Below are 1,125 nucleotides of genomic sequence, written 5' to 3'. Positions count from 1 at the left end.
CAAAGGCCAAATGAAGGGTGACCACGCCACTCGAACGGTCGCCGCGCAGTTCTATTCGCTGCTTATCTAAGGACTCCTAAGCGAATCGCCGCTTGCTCGTCATGGCTCCGTTATCGCGACACAACCCGATCGCTTAAGTTGGGTGGATTGGGGCGGATACCCTGCGAACAAAGCCACTATTTCGTACTTCGACAGTAACCGATCTGGAAGGCATGCTTCGCCGTTCATCGCCGTTTTTCGCGATCGATTAATCTGACGCGTTCAACTTGGCACATAAAGAACACTCATCACCACAATGGAGGACCTTGGATGAATCCGCTCAGCCCGATCAGCCGTTATTATTGGCCTTCGCCCTATTACCCTTCGGCAAGTACCCCGCCGTCAACAGACCAAACAGGAGCAGCGGCCCAAACAGGATTAGCGGCGAATCATCCGTTGGATTCCTTGACTCGTACTCCGGGTGCGAATCCCGCTAGGCCTCGACAGAGGCGACCCCATATTTTGATAGACATGGGCTGGCCTCCGGGGCCCTCTCCCAATCCGAACAGGCAGGCGAGCCATGGCATCGCATCGAGCTCTCGGTCCGAAAGTGCATCCCTGCGCCTCGAACCAGAGGCACTTGCTCGAACAGTAACAGGCTTGGCACAGGGGTATTTTCCGGCAAGTCAGGTACTTCGTGCAATTATTGAACATCTTAAAGCCGATCCAGGTACCCTGGGAAACGTGTTGCACAAGATGGAGGCTGCCCAAATCACGGGTGAGCGTATTTTTATGCTATTCAAATATGTATGCGATCTCGAAGTAAGTGGAATGATCGAGCTTCTCGGCCAGGGATCGAACGAAGTCCTAAACGCTGCAATTGATGAAGTAGTGAAGCGAAGGAATGTTAATAGCATCAGGCGATGAAAAAAATGTCCGAAGGGTACTGTCATGCATGGACGCCCCCGGTTTGCTGTCATCGGCAACTTGAAAGTCGTCGAGATCTGACGGTGTAAACGGGCGTTGGTGCACGGATAGGCAAACGAAAGACGAGAGTAATAAAATCGCGGTCCGTCCTGCTGGAAGCCCATGCATGCCCCACAAGCACAACGCCGCGCGCCGGCATGACATCCCGAAGATGGCCCA

Annotated in this window: 1 protein-coding gene; it reads left to right on the top strand. The window is 53.6% G+C overall.

What is annotated here, in order from left to right:
• Window positions 1–309 precede the first annotated feature (309 nt).
• A complete protein-coding gene (locus tag GWC77_RS27920) occupies window positions 310–906 on the top strand; it encodes a hypothetical protein (RefSeq protein WP_173262767.1) in 597 nt (198 codons plus the stop codon).
• Window positions 907–1,125 lie beyond the last annotated feature (219 nt).

It is taken from the genome of Paraburkholderia sp. NMBU_R16 (assembly GCF_013282575.1).
Taxonomy (GTDB): Bacteria; Pseudomonadota; Gammaproteobacteria; order Burkholderiales; family Burkholderiaceae; genus Trinickia.
The sequence above is the reverse complement of the archived record's forward strand: the minus strand, read 5'-3'. Positions and strand labels throughout refer to the sequence as shown.

Coding starts and splice junctions, on each gene's coding strand:
- GWC77_RS27920 (WP_173262767.1), top strand. CDS start 310: ATGAATCCGCTCAGCCCGATCAGCCGTTATTATTGGCCTTCGCCCTAT.